Origin of the sequence: Psychrobacillus psychrotolerans (genome assembly GCF_900115805.1) — a bacterium.
Taxonomy (GTDB): Bacteria; Bacillota; Bacilli; order Bacillales_A; family Planococcaceae; genus Psychrobacillus; species Psychrobacillus psychrotolerans.
Window position 1 is genome coordinate 187,414 of sequence record NZ_FOXU01000005.1, and the last position, 17,178, is coordinate 204,591.

General features: G+C 36.7%; 15 protein-coding genes. 7 read left to right on the top strand and 8 right to left on the bottom strand.

Translation table 11 applies throughout. The features are described from left to right. Nucleotides 1-85: 85 nt before the first annotated feature. The 4 genes from BM260_RS11670 (at nt 86) to BM260_RS11685 (ending at nt 4,590) form a co-directional block, all read left to right on the top strand. A complete protein-coding gene (locus tag BM260_RS11670) occupies nt 86-547 on the top strand; it encodes a PadR family transcriptional regulator (protein ID WP_093537522.1) in 462 nt (153 codons plus the stop codon). Nucleotides 548-559: 12 nt separating this feature from the next. Beyond that, nucleotides 560-2,302, top strand: a complete 1,743-nt coding sequence (locus BM260_RS11675; protein WP_093537523.1) for an ABC transporter ATP-binding protein — start codon at nt 560-562, stop codon at nt 2,300-2,302. A 118-nt stretch (nt 2,303-2,420) separates the two neighbouring features. Further along, entirely contained in the window at nt 2,421-4,112 is a 1,692-nt protein-coding gene (locus BM260_RS11680) for an ABC transporter ATP-binding protein (RefSeq protein ID WP_245762722.1), read from the top strand. Between the two features lie 172 nt (nt 4,113-4,284). After that, on the top strand, nt 4,285-4,590 hold the full coding sequence (locus tag BM260_RS11685; RefSeq protein WP_093537525.1) for a DUF4288 domain-containing protein: 306 nt from the start codon (nt 4,285-4,287) through the stop codon (nt 4,588-4,590). 42 nt (nt 4,591-4,632) lie between these two features. Here the strand turns inward: BM260_RS11685 and BM260_RS11690 are convergent, their stop codons facing one another. From BM260_RS11690 to BM260_RS11720, 8 genes are all read right to left on the bottom strand, one after another. Then, complete coding sequence (locus BM260_RS11690) at nt 4,633-5,667, bottom strand: LCP family protein (protein WP_093537526.1); 1,035 nt, start codon at nt 5,665-5,667, stop codon at nt 4,633-4,635. Between the two features lie 106 nt (nt 5,668-5,773). Further along, nucleotides 5,774-5,896 carry a hypothetical protein gene (locus BM260_RS18795; protein ID WP_281249753.1) on the bottom strand — a complete coding sequence of 41 codons (123 nt, stop codon included), beginning with the start codon at nt 5,894-5,896 and terminating at the stop codon, nt 5,774-5,776. Beyond that, on the bottom strand, nt 5,893-7,179 hold the full coding sequence (locus BM260_RS11695; protein ID WP_093537527.1) for a helix-turn-helix domain-containing protein: 1,287 nt from the start codon (nt 7,177-7,179) through the stop codon (nt 5,893-5,895). Before BM260_RS11695 ends, BM260_RS18795 begins: the two co-directional genes overlap by 4 nt. A gap of 354 nt (nt 7,180-7,533) precedes the next feature. Beyond that, nucleotides 7,534-9,255: an ABC transporter ATP-binding protein gene (locus BM260_RS11700; protein WP_093537528.1), complete on the bottom strand. Its 1,722-nt coding sequence runs from the start codon at nt 9,253-9,255 to the stop codon at nt 7,534-7,536. 132 nt (nt 9,256-9,387) lie between these two features. After that, complete coding sequence (locus BM260_RS11705) at nt 9,388-9,669, bottom strand: hypothetical protein (protein WP_093537529.1); 282 nt, start codon at nt 9,667-9,669, stop codon at nt 9,388-9,390. Between the two features lie 136 nt (nt 9,670-9,805). Continuing rightward, nucleotides 9,806-10,981 (bottom strand): M20 metallopeptidase family protein, encoded by a 1,176-nt coding sequence (locus BM260_RS11710; protein WP_093537530.1) that lies wholly within the window; start codon nt 10,979-10,981, stop codon nt 9,806-9,808. A 111-nt stretch (nt 10,982-11,092) separates the two neighbouring features. Beyond that, nucleotides 11,093-12,280, bottom strand: a complete 1,188-nt coding sequence (locus tag BM260_RS11715) for a hypothetical protein (protein WP_093537531.1) — start codon at nt 12,278-12,280, stop codon at nt 11,093-11,095. 183 nt (nt 12,281-12,463) lie between these two features. Next, entirely contained in the window at nt 12,464-12,991 is a 528-nt protein-coding gene (locus BM260_RS11720) for a YceI family protein (RefSeq protein ID WP_093537532.1), read from the bottom strand. Between the two features lie 250 nt (nt 12,992-13,241). Here BM260_RS11720 and BM260_RS11725 point away from each other — a divergent pair, with 250 nt between their 5' ends. The 3 genes from BM260_RS11725 (at nt 13,242) to BM260_RS11735 (ending at nt 17,136) form a co-directional block, all read left to right on the top strand. Then, nucleotides 13,242-13,547 carry a winged helix-turn-helix transcriptional regulator gene (locus BM260_RS11725; RefSeq protein ID WP_093537533.1) on the top strand — a complete coding sequence of 102 codons (306 nt, stop codon included), beginning with the start codon at nt 13,242-13,244 and terminating at the stop codon, nt 13,545-13,547. Between the two features lie 79 nt (nt 13,548-13,626). After that, nucleotides 13,627-14,544, top strand: a complete 918-nt coding sequence (murB, locus tag BM260_RS11730; RefSeq protein WP_093537534.1) for a UDP-N-acetylmuramate dehydrogenase — start codon at nt 13,627-13,629, stop codon at nt 14,542-14,544. A gap of 234 nt (nt 14,545-14,778) precedes the next feature. Beyond that, complete coding sequence (locus BM260_RS11735; protein ID WP_093537535.1) at nt 14,779-17,136, top strand: penicillin acylase family protein; 2,358 nt, start codon at nt 14,779-14,781, stop codon at nt 17,134-17,136. The last annotated feature ends 42 nt before the right edge of the window (nt 17,137-17,178 follow it).

Here is a 17,178-nt window from a genome sequence, read left to right on the forward strand (position 1 = left end):
CATATAAAATGGGTAACTCCTTTACTATTGTTTTTAATCGATATATCGATTAAAATTATCGATATAGTTAAAGGAGTTGGATTACATGAAAAGGCGTAGAGGTTTTGTTCAACTGGCTATCTTACATTTATTAGAAGAGGCACCGATGCATGGCTATCAGATTATGAAGGAATTAGAAATTAGATCAAGCGGACATTATACTGCAAGTGCGGGAACAGTTTACCCGGCACTTCAGGAATTACTGGAGCAGGAATTGATAAAACTTGAACCTTCAGCCGAAAAAAAAACTTATATCATTCAAGAAAAGGGAAATAATCGATTGCAGGAGTTTGAAACCCGTAACGAAGGACTATTCTGGAGTAATTGGGAGGCTCGTTGGATCTGGCAAAAATCTGAAGAAGCAATTCATCTAAAGGAACAAATAGATTTATGGGAGTCTGAGCTTAGAAAGGCGATAAAGCAAACTCGAACGACTCCTGAAAATTCGCCAAGACTAATCTCATTTATGAAAGAAATAACGGAACGATTAAAGACAGATAACTATTAGGGAGTGAGACTTATGAAATCATTTTGGAAATTACTTCCTTATTTAAAACCATATATGCTTTTTGCAATATTAGCCCCAATGTTTATGTGCATTGAAGTTGCCATGGATTTACTTTCCCCGACAATTATGCAACATATTATTGATAATGGTATTGCGAATGATGATACAGCCTATGTCATAAAACTAGGCGTGTTAATGCTTGTAACCGCAGTTATTGGGCTGATAGGTGGAGTAGGGTGTACGATATATAGTACTAGAGCGGCTGTGAATTTTGCTGCTGATATTCGAAAAGATGTATTTAAAATGACCGAGCGATTTTCTAGTGAAAATATGGACAATATTGGTGTAGGTAAGCTAATAACGATTGTGACAAATGATATTACTGCCGTTCAACAGGCACTTATGATGACGCTTCGAGTGTTTGTAAGAGGACCACTATTATTTATAGGAGCAGTTGCGATTGTTTGGTTTACAGCAAGAGAGTTATTCCCAGTGTTATTGGTAGTAATTCCGATTTTGATGATTTTAATCTATTTTTTCTCGTATAAAACAGGGAAATTATTTGCGAAAGTACAAAAAGCTATGGATAAAGTAAATACAAAACTTCAAGAGACGTTCGCAGGGATACGTGTGATTAAAGCATTTGATAGACAAAACTTTGAGGTAAAAGCATTCAAACATGTGAACGAGGAGTTAACGAAGCGTAATATGTCGGCAGAACAACTCATTCTTACGCTTATGCCAGTGATGCTATTCATCGTCAATATTGGAGTGGTTGTTGGTATGTGGATGGGTGCCATAAAAGTAAATGAAGGAACACTGCAGGTTGGTGTTATTTTAGCATTCATCAATTATTTAACAATAATCATGAACGGGTTGGTATCGAGTAGTCATGTATTAATGCAAATTACAAGGTCGTTTACTTCGGCACGTCGAATTCAACAAGTATTGGAAACTCAAATTGATATAACTGATCCTGTGAATCCTTTATCGAATAACGAGTTCAAGGGAGAAGTTGAGTTTAAATCAGTTTATTTTAGTTATAGTAAAAACGGAGAATATGTATTAAAGGATATTTCATTTCATGTGAATAGTGGAGAAACGATTGGAATTATTGGACCGACCGGAAGCGGAAAGTCGACACTTATAAAACTTCTCCCTCGATTGTATGATCCGGATTTAGGAGAGGTAATGATCAATGGCATAAATATAAAAGAGTATTCTATTAAAAATTTAAGAGATTTAATTGGTTTTGTGCCGCAAAAGGCAACGTTATTTGCAGGATCCATAGAGGAAAATATTCGCTTCGGTAAAGAAGAGGCAACTATAGAGGACATGGAAAAAGCGGCTAACTCTGCGGCTGCAAGCGAGTTTATCAACAAAGTAGATGGACGATTTGGGCATGAGCTTATGCAGGGGGCTACAAATCTTTCGGGTGGGCAAAAGCAACGATTATCGATGACTCGTGCATTTATCCGTAAACCGAAAATACTAGTTTTAGATGATTCTACCTCTGCGATAGATGCCATATCGGAAGTGCAAGTACAGCAAGCACTTACACATGATTTACCTGATACAACTGTATTCATCGTATCTTCCAAAGTCTCTTCCATTATTAATGCTGACAGAATTTTAGTAATGGAAGACGGCATGATTGTTGCCAGTGGCACACATGATGAACTGATTGAAAATAGTGAGGTTTACCGCAGTATCTATGCGACGCAAAGTGGAAAGGGGGTCCTTTCATATGAGTAAAACTTCCGCTCCACCGGTATCTAATGCAATAGGTCGTGCAAGGGGTCCAAGAGGATTTGGAGGGCCAGTAGAGAAAGCAAAAGATAAAAAAGGAACGCTTATACGAGTATGGCGATATATGGAGAAACAGAAAATAGCAATTGTAGTATCAATCATACTAGTTATTATTTCTACTCTATTAAACTTGTTAGTTCCCTACATGATAGGTGTAACCATTGATGAGTTTATAATTCCAAAGGATATGGATGGAACGTTACGGTACTTAGTAATCTTAGCAATTGTGTACACAGCGGCGGCTGCATTTACTTGGCTACAAAACTTTTTAATGATTAGAGTGTCGTTAAAAACTATTCGGTCACTACGCCAGGATCTATATGAAAAGTTTCAAACTCTATCTCTTCGGTTTTTCGATAAACGTACCCATGGAGACCTTATGAGCCGTGTGACGAACGATATTGAAAGTTTGAATAACGCATTAAGTCAAAGTGTGATTCAAATTATTTCAACTGTAATGATGGTGACAGGTGTTACGATAGCTATGTTTATACTTAACTGGGTGTTGGCTATTGTGTCACTGTTGGTAGTTCCATTAGTTATATTCACAACGAAAAAGATTATCAGCTATAGTAGTAGCAACTTTATCAAAAGACAACGTGATTTAGGTGAGTTAAATGGATTTGTAGAAGAAGCCATATCTGGCAATGAAGTAATTACCCTTTTTGGTCAAGAAGAAAAGAACATCCAAAAGTTCTCAATTGTAAATGAACGACTTCGCAGTTCTGCAACAGCTGCCGATACTGTGTCGGGGTTTTTAGGACCTATCAACAACTTTATCAACAATTTAGGTCTTGCATTAATAATTGGAATTGGAGCTCTAATGACTGTTCAAGAATTGGCAACTATCGGTATAATTGCAGCATTTGTAAATTACTCTAGACAATTTTTCAGACCTATTAATCAGCTCTCAACATTATTGAACACTTTTCAGTCTGCTATAGCAGGAGCAGAGCGAGTATTTGAAATAATGGATGAAGCTCCAGATATTCAGGATCAGGAGTACGCACTTACAATAGATCATTTAAAAGGAGACGTTACTTTTAACAATGTTCACTTCTCATATGAGAGTGGCAAACCAATTCTAAAAAATATTAGCTTCGAGGCAAAAGCTGGTGAAAAGATTGCTTTAGTAGGTCCAACAGGCTCGGGGAAAACGACAATTATTAACTTGCTTATGCGTTTTTATGAATTGGACTCGGGAAATATTAAAATCGATGGGAGATCAATTAGCGATTATCAAATAAGCAAGCTTCGAGAAAAAATTGGGGTTGTTTTACAGGATACTTTTCTCTTCACTGGTTCCATTTTGGAGAACATTCGATACGGTAGACTAGAAGCAACGGATGACGAAGTAATAGAGGCAGCTAAACTAGCGTCTGCTCATCGATTTATCAAGCATTTACCTGATAAGTATGATACCCAGATTACCGGAAATGGATCTAATTTAAGTATAGGACAGCGACAGTTATTAGCGATTGCTCGTGCCGTTTTAGCAGACTCAGATATATTAATACTAGATGAAGCAACTTCAAGCATTGATACGAAAACAGAGATAGATATTCAACAAGGACTCAATAGACTTTCAGAAGGCCGTACCAGTTTTGTCATAGCACATCGTCTAAAAACGATTGAAAATGCGGATAGAATTTTAGTTATTCATCAAGGTGAATTAATTGAAGTCGGGACCCATACAGAGCTACTGAAACAAAAAGGTTTCTACTCCGAGCTATATGAAAGTCAGTTTAATATTTAAATGGGAGAGAAATACCCTAACAAATATAAAGGTATTAGCTAGGTTATTTCATCTAGGAAAGCAAGAACAAAAATAGACGTTTAATGTTGGATTTACAACACTACATTCACACATGAAATATCTAGCAATCTACGTGCTCACATACTAAAGTTATAAGTAAGAGGTGAGCGTAATGTATAAAATTTTTTCTGTTAAATTGTTGTTTGAACACATTTCCATATCCGGTTCTATGTCTAATAAAATCTATGAAGAGACCATTAATATCATACGTGCCGTTAGGCTAGAGGATGTCGATAAGCTAGTGAAATCCCATTATAAAGATGTTATTTACAAAAACATTTTTGGGGAAGATACGACGATCAGACTTGTAATGATTCTGGATGTTTTTGAGTTAGTAGATAATATTGAAGAGTCTTTGGAATTTGTTGAAGTATACAGTCAGCATATTATTGCAGAAGAAGAAGTGACAGTTGAATAGAAGTTATAAACAAAAACGAGTCTGAGGACTCGTTTTTTATTGTTATTCATATTCATAGTGGAGTGTTAAGTTGATATTACTTGGGGAGATGTTTTTTTGTGTTTTTTTTCCCAAGTTGGTTTTTAGGTTCTTCTTTAATTCCTCTAAGGAAGCTTCGTTTGGTATAAAGTACCATAATTCTTTTCCTTCTGTTTTACTGTAGATTCTTTCATCTTGGCCTTCTAGCGTTAATTGATCGATAGGGGAATCCTTCATTTGTTGAAATAGTTGTACAAAGCTCCAATAATCAGCAGTTGAAATATTTGTTTTGACGTTTTCACCGACATTTTTTATCAAATCATCTAGTTTAGCTACACTGCTAAAACGAGTGGATTCGTTTAGGATTTCTTGAATCACTTGTTTTTGACGTTTATTGCGACCTATATCGCCTTCTGGATCTTTTTTACGCATTCGAACATAGGCAAGCGCCTCGTTTCCCTTTAATAGCATTGGCCCTTCGGTATAAGTTTTCCATTCCAATGTATCTGCCATTTGAATATCAACTGTAAACGGCACATCTACTTCAATTCCGCCAAGTGTATCGACTATGTCTTCGAACCCCTGGAAATTTGTAGAAACATAATAATCGATTGGAACATCTAAGAGCTTTTCAAGCGAATTTATCGTATAGTTTATCCCGCCATGTGAGTAGGCGTGATTCACTTTGTCCTCTCGTTCCAATTCCTCGATATAAACCCTAGTATCTCGAGGGATATTCACCATGGAAATTTTACCTAATTTAGGATGTATGGTGACTAATAGGAGCATGTCAGAACGACCGTATGTTTCCTCTTTCTTATCGTCCACACCAGCTACTAATAGACTAAAAGGTGTTGTTTTAAGTGGAGACTTATCACTCTGAGCTTTCTCATCGCGTATTAAAGGTACGTACATCTTGGTTGTTGCTGTCTTTGCTTCCAATGATAGATTTACAGCAAAAGCAATAATACCCACTAAAAGTAGTGCAGAAATAATAATAAAGGTATATTTTAAATTCTTTTTTTTCTTTCCAATTCTTTTAGAATTACGTGTAGACATAGGTCCTCCTTTTTTTGGCAACTTATGTAGTAATGATAATAAGTAATAAAAAAGCACAAAATTCCAAATCGAATCTTGTGCCTTAGTTTTTCAATCAATCAATCAATTAAATAAGCTCACCAATAGATGTAATTTTGGGTTTGTCGTCCTCAGTAGAATGGGTTGAACTTAGAACTGGAAATGTGAATAAGACGAAACAAAGTAGAACACCAAATACAACTTTTTTCATGACAATTCCTCCCAACTAAATACTTTTGATTGCTTCAAATGATAGTGGAATCCTAACTCATAGTAAATGGACGCTTGCTTATACTGTTTAGTTTCAGCTAGTCGTTTAGCCAATACGTTGCAATAAATCATACAATGTTTATAATCTTGCTTTCCTTCGAAATAGTCCAAGCTTTTTTTAAATATAGGTATAAGCACTTGGTTTTCCAGTAATATCGCTCCATATACGGAAAAATGATTGGTATAAAGATCTTTCTTACTATCTCCTACATATTGGACAGTTTCTAATCCTTTTTCCAACCATACTAAAGCATTCTGTAAATCCCCATTTTTGTGATATTCCTTAAGTATAGATAGAATAGTGACAATCTTATCCTCTGGGTTGTGTTTGGAATCCAGAGCATTAAAAAAATGTTGTAAGGCTTGGTCAGATTGCAGTTGCAAAGAGTAGCATGAACCCAGATTATGCTCAATCATCCCGTTAAACTCAGAGGATTCAATCTTCAGGTTTATATCTTTTGCCTTCTCAAAAGTAGCAAGAGCATCCTTTAAGACACCCGAATTCTTTTGTGCAATCCCCAGAATCATTAAACATTCAATGGATCGATCGATTAATATTTCTTGATTGAAATAAAAAATTGCTTCCTTTACATAGTCGATAGCAAGTATGTAACGAGACTCAGATAATAGAGATAATCCTGATATGTAATGCAATTCAGCCATTTCCCAGTCTTCCATACGATAGCCTTTGATTAATTGAAAAACTTCCTTAAAGAAATGAGAAGCCTGACTAAACTGATTATCTTGATACGCAATAATACCTTGAATCGTGTACAGATAAAATAGTTGTTCTATTGTCATTTCCTTTTTGAAATCTACTAAAATATTTATATTCCTTTGTATTTCCAACTCCTCAGGTAACATAAGCATCAATCGAGCTTCCAATAACAGCAGTGTAAGTCGATCTGCTTCTAAGGGATGTTCGGTAATATGAAGGTGAATATCAACTAGTAGTTGTTTAGCCAACTCTTTATCTCGAGAGTTTATAACTTGCTTGAACCGTATTTTAAACTGCGTAGTATTTTCTTCATTGGGTCTTTTCGTTAATGTATCTGCCGAGATGTTTAGCCGCATAAGAATAAGGTGCTTTATATCTTCGCTTGGAATGACTAAGCCGTTTTCAATTCTGCTTAAGTAAGAGGGAACGCATATACCCAAAGCTAAAGCCTCTTGCTTAATATTTTGTCTCTGGCGCTCTAACTTAATCAATTGCCCAAGGTTCATAAAACCCACACCCTCTTCTAAATCAATAAAAGGAAATCAAATCCAATTATAAATAAGATACCATATTATAGAGTGTAATACATAGAAAATTTAAAATATGAAAGAAGTTATGAAAAGTTTGAAATAATGCCCATATTTTAGTTCAACTTTCATGATCTAATAATGTTAATATATTTAAATTGGATTAATTCTACTACCTATTATTTTGTATACCTTCTACAAGGAGAGCTTTACTTCTTTGTGAGTTTGATACCGACTATTAGATATCAAATCAAATATCATAAGAAAAGAAGGAGTAGATAGTGACCTTGTCACTTTCTAATCCTTCTTTTTGTTATTTATTATGACAGGTGATTAAGACAAGCCTTGTCCGTGAGTAAATTCCCGATAAAGCTGATGTTGGGCAAGCAATTCTTCATGTGTACCGCTACCAGTAATTTTTCCTTTTTCTAAAAAGAATATTTGGTCGGCGTGAATAATCGTTGCTAGTCTATGTGCAATGATAAGGGTAGTTCTTCCATTCATTAGCCGTTCGAGCGCTTCTTGCACCAATGTCTCCGACGCACTATCAAGATTAGAGGTCGCTTCATCCAGTAATAATATTTTTGGGTTGTGCAAGAGGGCTCTTGCAATTGCGATACGTTGGCGCTGGCCACCAGAAAGTTTAATGCCTCTTTCTCCGACAAGCGTATCATACTTTTCTGGTAGATTATCGATGAAGTCTGCAGCATTTGCTGCTGCCGCTGCTCCGATGACTGTATCCATAGAAGGAATAGTCGACATACCATAGGTGATATTCGATAAAATAGTACCACTCATTAATGGACTTTCCTGAGAAACATATCCAATTTTAGAACGCCATGCATTTAACGATAGGTCGGTGATAGGAGACTCGTTAAATAAGATGGTTCCAGAATCGGGTTCATAAAACCGTTCAATTAAGGAAAATATAGTAGTTTTACCGCCACCACTAGGCCCGACAAAAGCGGAGACAGTTCCAGGATGTGCTATTAAGGAAATGCCATCTATTATTTTCTTATCGGGACCATAAGAAAAATGGACATCTTCAAATGTGATAACACCGTCTTTTAAATGTTTTGGTGCTTCTAATTCAACAGCTTCACTGTCCATATAGAAAATTTCTTGAATTCGTTCTGTAGCCCCAACGGCTTTTTGGAAAGATGTGAAAAAGGTAGCCATTTGTGCAAAAGGCACAATAATATTTACTAAGTAAAAGATAATCGCAACAAGATCACCAGCTGATAATATTCCTTGAGATACTTGCAAACCGCCATAGCCTAAAATGACGACTAAAATGGCCATCATAATAAGGGTCATAAAAGGGGAGATGAAAGCTTGTATTTTTGCTTCTTTTAAGCCAAATCGATATAAATTTTGAATAGCTTCATTTCCACTAATAGTTTCCGTTTTCTCGGCTCGATAAGATTTAACTAGCCGAATTTCTGATAACACTCGGCCCAGAAGTCCTGAAAATAATGCCATTTCTTTTTGTGTGGATTTGGATACTTTATGCATCATTGATCCAAGGGGCATCATGATTGCTATACTTAATGGCACACTAACAAGCATGATCAATGTCATTTTCCAATCGATAAAAAATAGGATAATAACCGACCCAATAATGGTAATAATCCCAGATACAAAATTTACTAGATGATCCGTAATAAGAGATTTCAAAGTAGTCGTGTCCTGTGTAATACGACTCATCGTCTCTCCACTTTCATTTTGATCATAGTAGGGGACAGGGAGATGGAGTACTTTGCTCCAGAGTTTTTTTCGAAGATCCGCAACTATAAATTCTCCTATATAAGATAATAGATAAAATGAGAATCCACCGGAAATCGCTTGTAGAAGGAATACGACTAGCAATATTCCAATCATTTTCCAGTTGAAAGAACTAGTAGTTAATGTGTCAACTAAATTCTTCGTGACAAGTGGAACGATTAACCCAATAACAGTGCTTATCAAGGATAGAGCAACGGCTATAATTGTTATCTTGACGGGCCATTTAAGACTTTTGAGTAGTTGAAAGAATCCTTTAGTAGATGTTTGCATAGTAAGCTCCTATTTCGTTTAGTAGAATACTTCTATTGTAATCGATGCACTGTTAAAGTAGCGAATGAGAGGGGTTACAATGGAAATAAGCATTCAAAAAAATCGTGCAGAAATGAAATCAGCACGATTGTTTTAAGAAGATATAGTTTTTGCCTCTTGTTGTGCACTTTTTTGTAAATTTAAAACAAGTGGATCTGAGCTTTCTAGTAAGTTAGCTTGTTTGTGCTGAAGATCCATTCGCATTTTTTCTGTTTCGAGCAAAAAGTTATTATATTTGAGTTTTTCCAGTTCAATTTCATCTTTTACAATGATTAATTTCACTTTTTGAGACTTTCGTAGATGTGTTGTCCATATTGCAGTCAGTGGTATGGAAAAAACCATCACTACAGCAACTAATCCTATAAAATCCTCCATACATATCCCTCCAAGCCTTTTACATAAGTATATACGATTTCTTATATAAATAGTTTAAAAAGTCAGATAAAAATTAATGAAAAAAAGATGGAGAAAACTACTAACTGTTTTCTCCATCCGAATGCATTTAAAATCTTTATTTATTCAAATATGTCCAAGCATACTGAGCATAGAGTTCAGCTCCAGTAGAAAGTGCATCCTCATCAATATCAAAGTTACCGTGATGATGAGCCCATTCTGTGTCCTTTTTAGAATTACCGCTACCGACAAGGGCAAAACTACCAGGTGCTTTTGTTAAAAACTCCGAGAAATCTTCTCCGCCCATTGTCGGCTTCTCATAATAGACAACGTCTGAACCAAACGAAGCAGATGCCACCTGTTGGACAAGATTAGCGCTTTCTTCGTCATTATCTACAGCGTCTGTTCCTCTTGTATATTGTACCTCAGCGGTTGCACCGTAAATAGCCGCAACACTTTCCGCATATTGACCAATAGACTTTTCAATATGATCGCGAGTATTGGAATGGAAGGTACGGACAGTTCCCTCTATCTCGGCATTCTCAGCAATGACATTAAATCGAGTACCAACGACCATTTTACCAACTGTTAAAACAGCAGGGCTTTGCGGGTCAATCGTCCTAGAGATAACTGTTTGAACGTTCATGACGAAGGATGAAGCAACAAGAGCTGCATCGATACAAGCCTCTGGAATGGCGCCATGACCGCCTCGTCCTTTGAATGTCACTTTGAAGATATCGGCTGCAGCAAAGGAAGGACCTGGATTACAGGAAACCTTACCAGTAGGCATTTGAGACCAAATATGGATACCGAATACATTATCAACATCATCCATTGCGCCTTGTTTAACCATAGCCTTTGCCCCTTGCGCTATTTCCTCTGCTGGTTGAAATAACAAGCGCACATTTCCAGAAAGCTGATCTTTTACCGCTGAAAGTGCCTTCGCTGCTATTAATAACATAGCAGTATGTGCGTCATGACCACATGCATGCATTTTTCCTTCAGTTTTAGAGGCATATGGGACGTGTTTATTAAGTTGTTGAATCGCAAGGGCATCCATATCACCTCGAAGAGCAACGGTTTTTCCACCTGTTGCGCCTTTGATTTCGGCGATAACTCCAGTAGGTTCCGTTTTACGATAAGAGATTCCAAGATTATCTAAATACTCGCATATAAACTGAGTCGTTTGGAACTCCTCAAATGATAGTTCAGGCTGGCTGTGCAATTTTCTGCGAAGTTGAACTAATTCTTCCTTATTATTTTTAATGGATTCTTTTATTTTATTGTTTATCATGCTGATCCCCCGTTAACTTTTATATGACTTTATATATTTTTATGGTTTCTTTAAATTATGCGGCACTTAAAAGGTTATTAGATTGGCTCTCTATGCAAGCATTAAGCGGTCTTATAAAAATCCTACGAATATACCTGCTAGAATAACAGAAACAATAGTTACACTGATAAATCCTCCTACAAGCATGGGAGGAAGCATGTGACTAGTTAAAACTTCTCTTTCTTTCTCATCCTCTGTTAAAGATTTAATAACTTCATTTGTAATAATGTAGTCAGCAGGGAATCCATAAAGTGCGGTCAATGAAACTGCAAAGGCCATATTTTTGCTGACTTTTAGAATTTTTCCAATGATGAAGGAGAATATGTACATTCCTATGACACCTATGACAATTGTTCCTACAAGTGGATAAAACAGTTGCATAATCATAGAAGGTGTAGCGTTTTTCAAGGCATCAAAAACAAATAACATTAATACTAAGATACAAATACCGAAACTGTTTGCCTTTTGAAGGACGTTTCTTTCTAAGAAACCAATACTTCCCGCGATAATCCCAAATAATAAGCAAAGTACGAAAGGACTAATTTCTAGAATAGGATTTAATAGAGTAGATACCCCATAAGCAAGGAATCCGACGAAAGCTAGCCGAAACAATTTAAAGTAGTCGGTATTATATTTTTCTGGCAATTTACGAAACATTTTGAGTTCTTCTTTTGGTTTTCCTACTTCATCTTTAGTTTGTCCTGCAATAGTAATTTCGCCGATGCGGAACTTTTGAAGAAGTTCTTTTCCTTCTTTTTTAAGTACAATTGAAGTAAGTGGATACCCGGCGAATCCTTGCATAACATATATGACTATTGCAAACACCGACAAAGTGGTAAGACCTGCATTTGCAGCACCTTCTGACATGATTAGCGCTGATACCACACCCCCAACCAATGGAGGAATAGCCACGATAACAGTTTTAACTCCGAATAGTAAAGTACCTATTGTGAATAATGCGACAATTATACCTAAAATCCCAGCTAGTGAAATTAATATACTTTTCCATTGTTCCTTTAATTGTCTAAGAGAAAGGAGTGTACCCATATTTGTGATGAGAAGATAAATCATCATTGTTGCAACTACTGGAGGTACACCAGCTATTGAAATGATTTCCTTAGGGAAAAATGTCCAGTAACCAAGAATGAACAATATGGCAGCTATGAAAACAGACGGGATCCAAGCTTTAGTTCGTATAGAGACAAAGTCTCCAATAAATAAAATAGCGACAACAATAACCAAAGCTAGCATTTGTGGCATAATATTCCGTCCTTTCTGAAAATAAGATAATTCATACAATAACACATTCTTTACTCAATATAAAGTATATAATATATCACTTAATATTCAGTTAATTTTAATTGCTTATTTTTTACTCAGGTTATTTAATAATAAAAACAAAAAAGCTATCCAAAAGGATAGCTTTTTGTACTTATGAGATGATTATTGAGCTGGGTTTAACTCAAGTTCAACAGTAATTTTAATGTCTTCTCCAACTAGAACGCCACCAGTTTCTAATGCTTGGTTCCAAGTTAAACCAAACTCTTTACGGTTAACTTTAGACTCAGCAGAGAAAGCGACTACTTCTTGCCCCCATGGATTAGTACCTTTACCACCATATTCAACGTCGAATGTTACTGGTTTTGTAACGTCTTTAATCGTTAGGTCGCCAGTTACGTCGTACTCACCATCGTCTTTTTTCTTAATATCTGTAGCCACAAATTTGATGCTTGGGTATGTTTCTGTATCAAAGAAATCTCCAGAACGTAAGTGGTTATCACGGTCTACGTTATTTGAGTTGATAGATTTTACGTCGATATCAAAACTAATTGTAGCACCTGTTAAGTCTTCTGTATTACCTTCTAAGTCTGCTGTGAAATTAGTGAAAGCTCCTTTTACTTTTGAAACCATCATATGTTTTACGGAAAAGTCGATCGTAGAATGCGCTGCGTCAAGATTAAATTTTGTCATTTTTTATTTCCTCCTAAGTTTGTTGTTATTCTAACTATAAACCAATATTACTTCGAAATCAAGAGTTTTTATTTCGAAGTAATATATATTGCCATCATTTCGTTTACCTTCTTTTACAAATAGCAAACATAAGGTTACTTTATGTAACTAAATATAGATTAATATATTACTTACGTCAAGTAATTAAATTACTTTAATTTTACTTTAGAAGAAAAAAAGAATATAATAGAAGGTAATAGAGGTGAATCAGATGAAAGAAACGTTATTATGTCCACGTTTATCAAAAGCAATGGAGTTGTTAGGTAAAAGATGGACTGCCCTAATCGTATATCAACTAATGGATGGAGCAAAACGATTTAATGAGATTGAGTCGTCCCTTCCTATAAGTGGTCGTTTGTTATCAGAGCGTCTAAAAGAACTCGAAAAAGAGGGGATTGTTGAAAGAACTGTCTTTTCCGAGGTGCCAATACGGGTAGAATATAACTTGACAGAGAAAGGTCTTGCTCTAAAAGAAGTAGTTGGAGGAATTGAGACTTGGTCTAAAGAATGGTTATAGCATTTTCTCTTGATATATTATGTGTGAAAATGCATACTATGTAAGGATACAAGGTTAATGAAGAAAGGATTGTCTCTCTTTGAGTAAACAAAAATGGTTTGAAAACCTAAGTGAAAAGTTAAACCCGGAGAATATTAAAATAGATGAAGCATTAAATTTGCATACAGTAACAAAAATGGGTGGGATGGCAGATTTGTTTGTCACACCGTCCACGCAGGATGAAGCTGCCTTTGTTGTGCAGTATGCTTATGAACATAATATACCAATGCTACTATTAGGAAATGGATCTAATATGGTCGTACGGGATGGTGGAGTAAGAGGAATCGTACTTCGACTGGAAAATTTAAATAATATTATAATAGATGGTAACCGTGTAATTGCCGAGAGTGGTGCGGATATTATTGATGTGTCAAAAGCGGCAGCACAAGAATCCTTAACTGGTTTGGAATTTGCCTGTGGTATTCCCGGTTCTATCGGTGGAGCAATGGCGATGAATGCAGGAGCATATGGTGGTGAAATTCAAGACGTAATTGTGCAATGTACTGTACTAACACCATCTGGAGAAAAGTTAGTTCTTTCGAAAGAGCAATTGGAGCTAGGGTATCGAAAGAGTATTATTACGAAAAAAGGCTATTACGTATTGTCGACAGAATTTTTATTGGAAAAAGGGCATCAAGAAGAGATTGACTCAAAAATTGCAGATCTTACTTTTCAAAGAGAATCTAAACAACCATTAGAATATCCTTCTGCTGGTAGTGTATTCAAAAGACCACCAGGTTATTTTGCCGGGAAACTCATTCAAGACAGTGGCTTACAGGGTAAAGGCTTTGGTGGTGCAGAGGTTTCCACGAAGCATGCAGGCTTTATCGTCAATAAAAATAATGCTACAGCAACTGATTATATTAGCACGATAGAAATGGTGAAAGAGAAAGTGAAAGAAAACTTTGGTGTTGAGCTAGAGTTAGAAGTAAAAATTGTTGGAGAAAATATAGATTAATACAAGCCTAGGCCCATGAATATAATTATTCATGGGCCTTTTTTATATGTTTGAACGAGCATTGTAACCATTTTTAGCGTGAAACACTCCAAAAAAATTGTGTGAAGGTTGAGGATGGGACTAGAGGTCTTTTGGGATGGTTTCCTATTTCTCTATTTGTATTCTAGCGAGATATATAGAAGGAAAAAAGTAGGAAATGTCGAATACTGTAAAGGAACAAAGGGGGCAAGGTATATGAGAAAAGGATGGAAAATAACTGCTTGGCTTATAGGTACTATCGTTGCGTTAGCAGTTATTGTCGTTGTAGGTTTGAACCTGTATTTATCTAGCACAAAAGCCATTATCGAAGGTGAACTTGCAATGAAGGTGCTAGACGCAGATGTAAAAGTAGTACGTGATGCAGATGGGGTACCACATATTACTGCACAATCAGATGCTGACCTTTACCGTGCGCAAGGATTTGTGCAAGCACAGGATAGACTTTTTCAAATGGATTTAGCTAGAAGACAGGCTAGTGGGCGTTTAGCAGAAGTGGTAGGAGAATCTGCGGTAGATACAGATAAGTTTTTCTTAACCTTTAGCTTACGTGATGCTGCTGAGAAATCTTATGATGGATATAGTGAGGAAGCGAAGGAAGTATTAGAGTTCTATGCAGAAGGGGTCAATGATTTTATCGAATTTGCGAAAGAAGAAAATAAATTAAGCTATGAGTTTAAATTACTTGGATATGAGCCAGAAGAGTGGACTCCAACTGACTCATTAGCAATTGGAAAGTATATGGCATATGACTTAGGTGGAAATTGGTCGACACTTGCAATACGACATTGGGCTATAAATGAATTGGATGAAGAAAAGGCGAAGGAACTTTTTATTACTTATCCTGAGAATGCAAAATCGATTATAGAGGCGAATATAAGTAAACCAGTAAATGTAAGTGGTCACTTTGACTCATCGGTTTTACCGAATGAATTTAACGGTAGTAATAACTGGGTTGTGAGTGGGGACAAGACAGCTAGTGGTCTTCCACTACTTGCAGATGATCCACATTTGGGATTGAGCACACCATCTGTATGGTATCAAATGCATTTAGAATCACCAGAACAGAATGTTAGTGGTGTTATATTTGCTGGGATACCCGGCATTATTCTTGGTCATAACGAAGATGTTGCTTGGGGTGTAACCAATGTAGGGCCGGATGTGCAGGATCTTTATATTGAAACACCAAACCCAGAGGATCGGACCCAATTCTTATATGAGGGGAAATGGGAGCAAGCAGAGGTTCGTAATTCACCTATTAAAGTAAAGGGACAGGAGGATATACCTTTTGAAGTAGTGGTAACTCGACATGGCCCAATTATTTCAGATGTCGTATTCAAAGAGGAAGAAGCATCAGCGTTATTTTCCATGCAATGGACTGCGTTAGCTCCAACACTTGAATTACAAGCAATCTTAAAAATGAATAAATCTGCTGATTGGGAAGAATTTGAAGTAGCACTAGAAGACTTCCATGCACCAGCTCAAAATTTTGTATTTGCTGCAAAAGATGGGACCATTGCCTATAAAGCAAATGGGAAGATACCTTTAAGAAAGACCGGGGATGGCCAATTGCCTGTTCCTGGAGACTCGGCGGAATACGATTGGCAAGGATTCGTTCCTTATAACGAGCTACCTGTTGTTGTGAACCCGGAGGAAGGCTATATAGCGACTGCAAATAATGAGGTCGTAGATGATTCCTATCCATACCATATTACTGATTTTTGGGCTCAATCATATCGGTATGAGCGAATTGCTGAAGTACTGGAGAGCAAATCGGATTTCACAAAAGAAGATATGATGGATTTACAGATGGATCAAACGAATCTATACGCTAAAGAATTCTTGACACAGATGCTTGGATCAGTTGAAAACTTAGATACCAAGGATGAATATAAAGAAATCCTTTCCTTAGTGAAGCAGTGGGATCAGGTAGATGATAAAGAGCAAGCTGCTCCGCTAGTTTTTCATAAATGGATGAAGGAGTTACCTCAGACATTACTCGAGGAAGAAATGCCAGAGGATGTATATTCGATGTTGCCAGGAAAAGGTAATATTTCAGATCAATTATTACGAAAAGGCTATAATAATGAACAAAGTGCTTGGTTAGAAGCATATGGCGGTGTAGACAAGTGGGTATATGACTCATTTGTGAAAGCAACCGAAGAAATATCCGAAGAGTTTGGTTCAAATGAAAAGAAATGGAAGTGGGGAGATTACCACCAGTTAACATTTGATCATCCACTGGGAGGGGCCTCTCCAATCTTGGCTTATCTCTTAAATCCAGATCCAGTTCCTATAGGGGGATCCAATATTACCGTGCAAGCAGCCGGTTTTGGAGAGGATGGAAAAGTGGACCACGGAGCGTCCTGGCGATTTGTAGCAGATTTGGCTGATTTAAATGAGGCCTATCACATCGTAGGGCCGGGACAAAGCGGTCATATGAAATCCGAGTGGTATCATAGCCAAGTAGATGACTGGGCAGAAGGAAACTATCACACTACCGTAATAGACGGAGACATCAAAGAAGGATATGAACTAATATTAAAAGCAAACTAAAATTGGCAGCCGAAGGTGTTTATCTTCGGCTGTTTTTTTATA

What these genes read in the sequence shown, in the direction of transcription:
- BM260_RS11670 (WP_093537522.1), top strand. Translation starts at nt 86, where the DNA reads ATGAAAAGGCGTAGAGGTTTTGTTCAACTGGCTATCTTACATTTATTA.
- BM260_RS11675 (WP_093537523.1), top strand. Translation starts at nt 560, where the DNA reads ATGAAATCATTTTGGAAATTACTTCCTTATTTAAAACCATATATGCTT.
- BM260_RS11680 (WP_245762722.1), top strand. Translation starts at nt 2,421, where the DNA reads ATGGAGAAACAGAAAATAGCAATTGTAGTATCAATCATACTAGTTATT.
- BM260_RS11685 (WP_093537525.1), top strand. Translation starts at nt 4,285, where the DNA reads ATGTATAAAATTTTTTCTGTTAAATTGTTGTTTGAACACATTTCCATA.
- BM260_RS11690 (WP_093537526.1), bottom strand. Translation starts at nt 5,667, where the DNA reads ATGTCTACACGTAATTCTAAAAGAATTGGAAAGAAAAAAAAGAATTTA.
- BM260_RS18795 (WP_281249753.1), bottom strand. Translation starts at nt 5,896, where the DNA reads ATGAAAAAAGTTGTATTTGGTGTTCTACTTTGTTTCGTCTTATTCACA.
- BM260_RS11695 (WP_093537527.1), bottom strand. Translation starts at nt 7,179, where the DNA reads ATGAACCTTGGGCAATTGATTAAGTTAGAGCGCCAGAGACAAAATATT.
- BM260_RS11700 (WP_093537528.1), bottom strand. Translation starts at nt 9,255, where the DNA reads ATGCAAACATCTACTAAAGGATTCTTTCAACTACTCAAAAGTCTTAAA.
- BM260_RS11705 (WP_093537529.1), bottom strand. Translation starts at nt 9,669, where the DNA reads ATGGAGGATTTTATAGGATTAGTTGCTGTAGTGATGGTTTTTTCCATA.
- BM260_RS11710 (WP_093537530.1), bottom strand. Translation starts at nt 10,981, where the DNA reads ATGATAAACAATAAAATAAAAGAATCCATTAAAAATAATAAGGAAGAA.
- BM260_RS11715 (WP_093537531.1), bottom strand. Translation starts at nt 12,280, where the DNA reads ATGCCACAAATGCTAGCTTTGGTTATTGTTGTCGCTATTTTATTTATT.
- BM260_RS11720 (WP_093537532.1), bottom strand. Translation starts at nt 12,991, where the DNA reads ATGACAAAATTTAATCTTGACGCAGCGCATTCTACGATCGACTTTTCC.
- BM260_RS11725 (WP_093537533.1), top strand. Translation starts at nt 13,242, where the DNA reads ATGAAAGAAACGTTATTATGTCCACGTTTATCAAAAGCAATGGAGTTG.
- BM260_RS11735 (WP_093537535.1), top strand. Translation starts at nt 14,779, where the DNA reads ATGAGAAAAGGATGGAAAATAACTGCTTGGCTTATAGGTACTATCGTT.